General features: G+C 39.2%; 11 protein-coding genes. All 11 read left to right on the forward strand.

What is annotated here, in order from left to right; translation table 11 throughout:
- Positions 1–32: 32 nt before the first annotated feature.
- On the forward strand, positions 33–527 hold the full coding sequence (gene rpsE, locus PCY17_RS11820; protein WP_000874203.1) for a 30S ribosomal protein S5: 495 nt from the start codon (positions 33–35) through the stop codon (positions 525–527).
- Between the two features lie 13 nt (positions 528–540).
- Positions 541–723, forward strand: a complete 183-nt coding sequence (gene rpmD / locus PCY17_RS11825; protein WP_000057241.1) for a 50S ribosomal protein L30 — start codon at positions 541–543, stop codon at positions 721–723.
- A gap of 146 nt (positions 724–869) precedes the next feature.
- Complete coding sequence (gene rplO / locus PCY17_RS11830; protein ID WP_000766079.1) at positions 870–1,310, forward strand: 50S ribosomal protein L15; 441 nt, start codon at positions 870–872, stop codon at positions 1,308–1,310.
- A 12-nt stretch (positions 1,311–1,322) separates the two neighbouring features.
- On the forward strand, positions 1,323–2,633 hold the full coding sequence (gene secY, locus PCY17_RS11835; protein WP_301395706.1) for a preprotein translocase subunit SecY: 1,311 nt from the start codon (positions 1,323–1,325) through the stop codon (positions 2,631–2,633).
- 155 nt (positions 2,634–2,788) lie between these two features.
- A complete protein-coding gene (locus PCY17_RS11840; RefSeq protein WP_070458876.1) occupies positions 2,789–3,427 on the forward strand; it encodes an adenylate kinase in 639 nt (212 codons plus the stop codon).
- A 117-nt stretch (positions 3,428–3,544) separates the two neighbouring features.
- The gene (gene infA / locus PCY17_RS11845; protein WP_001029883.1) at positions 3,545–3,763 is read left to right on the forward strand and encodes a translation initiation factor IF-1; all 219 of its coding nucleotides are present in this window, start codon (positions 3,545–3,547) and stop codon (positions 3,761–3,763) included.
- Between the two features lie 24 nt (positions 3,764–3,787).
- Positions 3,788–3,904: a 50S ribosomal protein L36 gene (gene rpmJ / locus PCY17_RS11850; protein WP_001808836.1), complete on the forward strand. Its 117-nt coding sequence runs from the start codon at positions 3,788–3,790 to the stop codon at positions 3,902–3,904.
- Positions 3,905–3,921: 17 nt separating this feature from the next.
- Entirely contained in the window at positions 3,922–4,287 is a 366-nt protein-coding gene (gene rpsM / locus PCY17_RS11855; RefSeq protein ID WP_000090783.1) for a 30S ribosomal protein S13, read from the forward strand.
- Positions 4,288–4,304: 17 nt separating this feature from the next.
- Positions 4,305–4,688, forward strand: a complete 384-nt coding sequence (gene rpsK, locus PCY17_RS11860; RefSeq protein ID WP_001118385.1) for a 30S ribosomal protein S11 — start codon at positions 4,305–4,307, stop codon at positions 4,686–4,688.
- A gap of 42 nt (positions 4,689–4,730) precedes the next feature.
- Positions 4,731–5,666, forward strand: a complete 936-nt coding sequence (locus PCY17_RS11865; RefSeq protein WP_000568996.1) for a DNA-directed RNA polymerase subunit alpha — start codon at positions 4,731–4,733, stop codon at positions 5,664–5,666.
- 11 nt (positions 5,667–5,677) lie between these two features.
- A partial coding sequence (locus PCY17_RS11870; RefSeq protein ID WP_301395710.1) for a L17 family ribosomal protein occupies positions 5,678–5,804 on the forward strand: 127 nt, incomplete at its 3' end.

Consider the following 5,804-nt stretch of genomic DNA (forward strand, 5'->3'; position numbering starts at 1 on the left):
GGATTGAAATTCTAATAGGAGGACACTAGAAAATGGCATTTAAAGACAATGCAGTTGAATTAGAAGAACGCGTAGTTGCTGTCAACCGTGTTACAAAAGTTGTTAAAGGTGGACGTCGTCTTCGTTTTGCAGCTCTTGTAGTCGTTGGTGACCACAACGGTCGCGTAGGATTTGGTACTGGTAAAGCTCAAGAAGTTCCAGAAGCAATCCGCAAAGCAGTAGAAGATGCTAAGAAAAACTTGATCGAAGTTCCTATGGTTGGAACAACAATCCCACACGAAGTTATTTCAGAATTCGGTGGAGCTAAAGTATTGTTGAAACCTGCTGTAGAAGGTTCTGGGGTTGCCGCTGGTGGTGCTGTTCGTGCCGTTATCGAGTTGGCAGGTGTAGCTGATGTTACATCTAAATCTCTTGGCTCAAATACTCCAATCAACATTGTTCGCGCAACTGTTGAAGGTTTGAAACAATTGAAACGCGCTGAAGAAGTTGCTGCCCTTCGTGGTATTTCAGTTTCTGATTTGGCATAAGAAAGGGGATAAAATGGCTCAAATTAAAATTACTTTGACTAAGTCTCCAATCGGACGCATTCCATCACAACGTAAAACTGTTGTAGCACTTGGACTTGGCAAATTGAACAGCTCTGTTATTAAAGAAGATAACGCTGCAATTCGTGGTATGATCACTGCAGTATCTCACTTGGTAACAGTTGAAGAAGTAAACTAATGAAATTTTAGGGGATGTGCAGTATACCATCCCCTAAAACTAGATATAGTCATCTTTGATGACAAAGGTATAGGCGAGTTGATAGGAGAGACAACCTTTTCTCTCTTATCGGCGCTAGCATTTTACAAAAGAGGAGAAAATATATAATGAAACTTCATGAATTGAAACCTGCAGAAGGTTCTCGTAAAACTCGTAACCGTGTTGGTCGTGGTACTTCATCAGGTAACGGTAAAACATCTGGTCGTGGTCAAAAAGGTCAAAAAGCTCGTAGCGGTGGTGGAGTACGTCTTGGTTTTGAAGGTGGACAAACTCCATTGTTCCGTCGTCTTCCAAAACGTGGATTCACTAACATCAACGCTAAAGAATATGCAATTGTTAACCTTGACCAATTGAACGTCTTTGAAGATGGTGCAGAAGTAACTCCAGTTGTTCTTATCGAATCAGGAATTGTTAAAGCTGAAAAATCAGGTATCAAAATTCTTGGTAACGGTGAGTTGACTAAGAAATTGTCTGTAAAAGCAGCTAAATTCTCTAAATCAGCTGAAGAAGCTATCACTGCTAAAGGTGGTTCAGTAGAAGTCATCTAAGAGAGGTGACCTATGTTTTTTAAATTATTGAGAGAAGCCTTAAAAGTTAAGCAAGTTCGATCAAAAATTCTTTTTACAATTTTTATCGTCTTTGTCTTCCGTATCGGGACTAGCATTACGGTTCCATGGGTGAATGCCAATAGCTTGAATGCTTTGAGTGGTCTATCTTTTCTAAATATGTTAAGTTTGGTGTCTGGTAATGCCATGAAAAACTTTTCAGTTTTTGCACTTGGTGTTAGTCCATACATTACTGCTTCTATCGTTGTCCAACTCTTACAAATGGATTTATTACCAAAGTTTGTAGAGTGGGGCAAACAAGGGGAAGTTGGTCGTAGAAAGTTGAACCAGGCAACTCGATATATTGCCCTTGTTCTTGCATTCGTGCAATCTATCGGAATTACAGCTGGTTTTAATGCTTTATCTGGAGCCAAACTTTTGACTGTTCCTCTAACACCACAAGTTTTCCTTGTGATTGGAGCAATCCTAACAGCGGGTAGTATGATTGTAACTTGGTTGGGAGAGCAAATTACTGATAAGGGTTATGGGAATGGTGTTTCCATGATTATCTTTGCAGGGATTGTTGCTTCAATTCCTGATATGATCAAGGGTATCTATGTTGACTATTTTGTCAACGTACCAAGCGACCGCTTGACTTCATCCCTCATTTTTGTCGCTATCTTAATCGTAGCAGTCTTATTGATTGTTTACTTTACAACTTATGTTCAACAAGCTGAATATAAGATACCAATTCAGTATACTAAGGTAGCACAAGGAGCACCATCAAGTTCCTATCTTCCATTGAAGATTAACCCTGCAGGAGTTATTCCAGTTATCTTTGCTAGCTCAATTACAGCAGCACCAGCGGCAATTTTACAATTTGTAAGTGCATCTGGTCTTGATTGGGCCTGGGTACGTAGTGCTCAGGAGTTACTATCTACAACAGCTCCTACAGGTATCGCTTTGTACGCTCTGTTGATTATCCTCTTTACATTCTTCTATACATTTGTACAGATTAATCCAGAGAAGGCAGCAGAAAATTTGCAAAAGAGCGGTGCTTATATCCACGGTGTCCGTCCTGGTAAAGGGACAGAAGAGTATATGTCAAAACTTCTTCGTCGTCTCGCAACAGTCGGTTCCCTCTTCTTAGGTGTTATTTCTATTTTACCTATTGTAGCTAAGGATTTATTCGGTCTTTCAGAAGTAGTTGCTTTTGGGGGAACAAGTCTTTTGATTATTATCTCAACAGGTATTGAAGGAATTAAACAATTGGAAGGTTATTTATTGAAACGTAAGTATGTTGGTTTCATGAATACAACAGAATAATTGTAATAGAAAAGAAAATTCACTATTGCTCAGAGAGTGGAGTTTAAAAATCAAAGACCTTGTCAGATTTTTATCTCCTCTCTTCTATTTTGTTTTTAAATAGGAGTTGAAATGAATTTTTGCTTCTATTTAAAAATAAAAAAGGAGTTTGAATCATGAATCTTTTGATTATGGGCTTACCTGGTGCAGGTAAGGGTACACAAGCAGCAAGAATTGTTGAACAATTCCATGTTGCTCATATCTCAACAGGTGATATGTTCCGTGCGGCAATGGCTAACCAAACTGAAATGGGTGTCTTAGCTAAGTCTTATATCGACAAAGGCGAGTTAGTTCCAGATGAAGTTACAAACGGAATCGTTAAAGAACGTTTGGCTCAAGATGACATTAAGGAAAAAGGATTCCTCTTAGACGGTTTCCCTCGTACCATTGAACAAGCCCACGCTTTGGATCAAATTTTGGTAGACCTTGGTCTTGAACTTGAGGGTGTAATCAATATTGAAGTGGATCCATCATGTCTACTCGAACGTTTGAGTGGTCGTATCATTCACCGTGAAACTGGCGAAACTTTCCACAAAGTTTTCAACCCACCAGTTGATTACAAAGAAGAAGACTACTATCAGCGTGAAGATGACAAACCTGAAACAGTAAAACGTCGTTTGGATGTCAATATTGCCCAAGGTGAACCGATTATTGCCCACTATCGTGCTAAAGGTTTGGTACATGATATCGAAGGTAATCAAGATATCAATGATGTTTTTGCAGATATCGAAAAAGTATTGACAAATTTGAAATAAAAGCGTTTTTCATGCTTGCAAAATGTCTCTACAAATGTTATACTGAATTAGTCTGACTTATAATTGTTGTCTCTGTGTCTAGAGGCATCAAATCGAAATTTATGGAGGTACTTTTGCGTGGCAAAAGACGATGTGATTGAAGTTGAAGGTAAAGTAGTTGATACTATGCCGAATGCAATGTTTACGGTTGAACTTGAAAATGGACATCAGATTTTAGCAACAGTTTCTGGTAAAATTCGTAAAAACTATATTCGTATTTTAGCGGGAGATCGTGTTACTGTCGAAATGAGTCCATATGACTTGACACGTGGACGTATCACTTACCGCTTTAAATAATCGAAAAACTTGGAGGGATAAGAAATGAAAGTAAGACCATCGGTCAAACCAATTTGCGAATACTGTAAAGTTATTCGTCGTAATGGTCGTGTTATGGTAATTTGCCCAGCAAATCCAAAACACAAACAACGTCAAGGATAAGATAGAAAGGAGAAAACATGGCTCGTATTGCTGGAGTTGACATTCCAAATGACAAACGCGTAGTAATTTCATTGACTTATGTGTACGGTATCGGACTTCCAACATCTAAGAAAATCTTGGCAGCTGCTGGAATTTCAGAAGATGTACGTGTTCGCGATCTTACACCAGATCAAGAAGATGCTATCCGTCGTGAAGTGGATGCAATCAAAGTTGAAGGTGACCTTCGTCGTGAAGTTAACTTGAACATCAAACGTTTGATGGAAATCGGTTCATACCGTGGTATCCGTCACCGTCGTGGACTTCCTGTCCGTGGACAAAACACTAAAAACAACGCTCGCACTCGTAAAGGTAAAGCTGTTGCGATTGCTGGTAAGAAAAAATAATATAGGAGGTAAAAGTCTTGGCTAAACCAACACGTAAACGTCGTGTGAAAAAGAATATCGAATCTGGTATTGCTCATATTCACGCTACATTTAATAACACTATTGTTATGATTACTGATGTGCATGGTAATGCAATTGCTTGGTCATCAGCTGGTGCTCTTGGTTTCAAAGGTTCTCGTAAATCTACACCATTTGCTGCTCAAATGGCTTCTGAAGCTGCTGCTAAATCTGCACAAGAACACGGTCTTAAGTCAGTTGAAGTTACTGTTAAAGGTCCAGGTTCTGGTCGTGAGTCAGCTATTCGTGCTCTTGCTGCCGCTGGTCTTGAAGTAACAGCAATTCGTGATGTGACTCCAGTGCCACACAATGGTGCTCGTCCTCCAAAACGTCGCCGTGTATAATCATAACCTTACACTGCTTTTCGTTTAAGAGGGAGTAACTAAATGATCGAGTTTGAAAAACCAAATATAACAAAAATTGATGAAAATAAAGATTATGGCAAGTTTGTAATCGAACCGCTTGAACGTGGTTACGGTACAACACTTGGTAACTCTCTTCGTCGTGTACTTCTAGCTTCTCTTCCAGGGGCTGCTGTAACATCTATCAATATCGAAGGTGTATTGCATGAATTTGATACAGTTCCGGGTGTTCGCGAAGACGTGATGCAAATCATTCTGAACATCAAAGGTATTGCAGTAAAATCTTACGTTAAAGACGAAAAGATCATTGAACTAGATGTGCAAGGTCCTGCTGAAATTACAGCTGGAGATATCTTGACAGATAGCGACATTGAAATTGTAAATCCAGATCATTATCTCTTTACAATCGGTGAAGGTTCTTCTCTAAAAGCGACAATGACTGTTAACAGTGGTCGTGGATATGTACCTGCTGATGAAAATAAAAAAGATAATGCACCAGTTGGAACACTTGCTGTAGATTCTATTTATACACCAGTTACAAAAGTCAACTATCAAGTTGAACCTGCTCGTGTAGGTAGCAATGATGGTTTCGACAAATTAACCCTTGAAATCTTGACTAATGGAACAATTATTCCAGAAGATGCATTAGGGCTTTCAGCACGTATCTTGACAGAGCACCTTGATTTGTTTACAAATCTTACAGAGATTGCTAAGTCAGCAGAAGTGATGAAAGAAGCTGATACTGAATCGGACGACCGTATCTTGGAACGTACGATTGAGGAACTTGACTTGTCTGTGCGTTCATACAACTGTTTGAAACGTGCCGGTATCAACACTGTGCATGATTTGACAGAAAAATCTGAAGCAGAGATGATGAAAGTAAGAAATCTTGGACGCAAGAGTTTGGAAGAAGTGAAAGTCAAACTCATTGATTTGGGTCTTGGATTAAAAGATAAATAAAGGAGGAATAAATGGCTTACCGTAAACTAGGACGCACTAGCTCACAACGTAAAGCAATGCTTCGCGATTTGACAACTGACCTTTTGATCAACGAATCAATCGTGACAACTGAAGCTCGTGCTAAAGAAATCCGTAAAA

This window comes from Streptococcus sp. SO2, assembly GCF_030440025.1.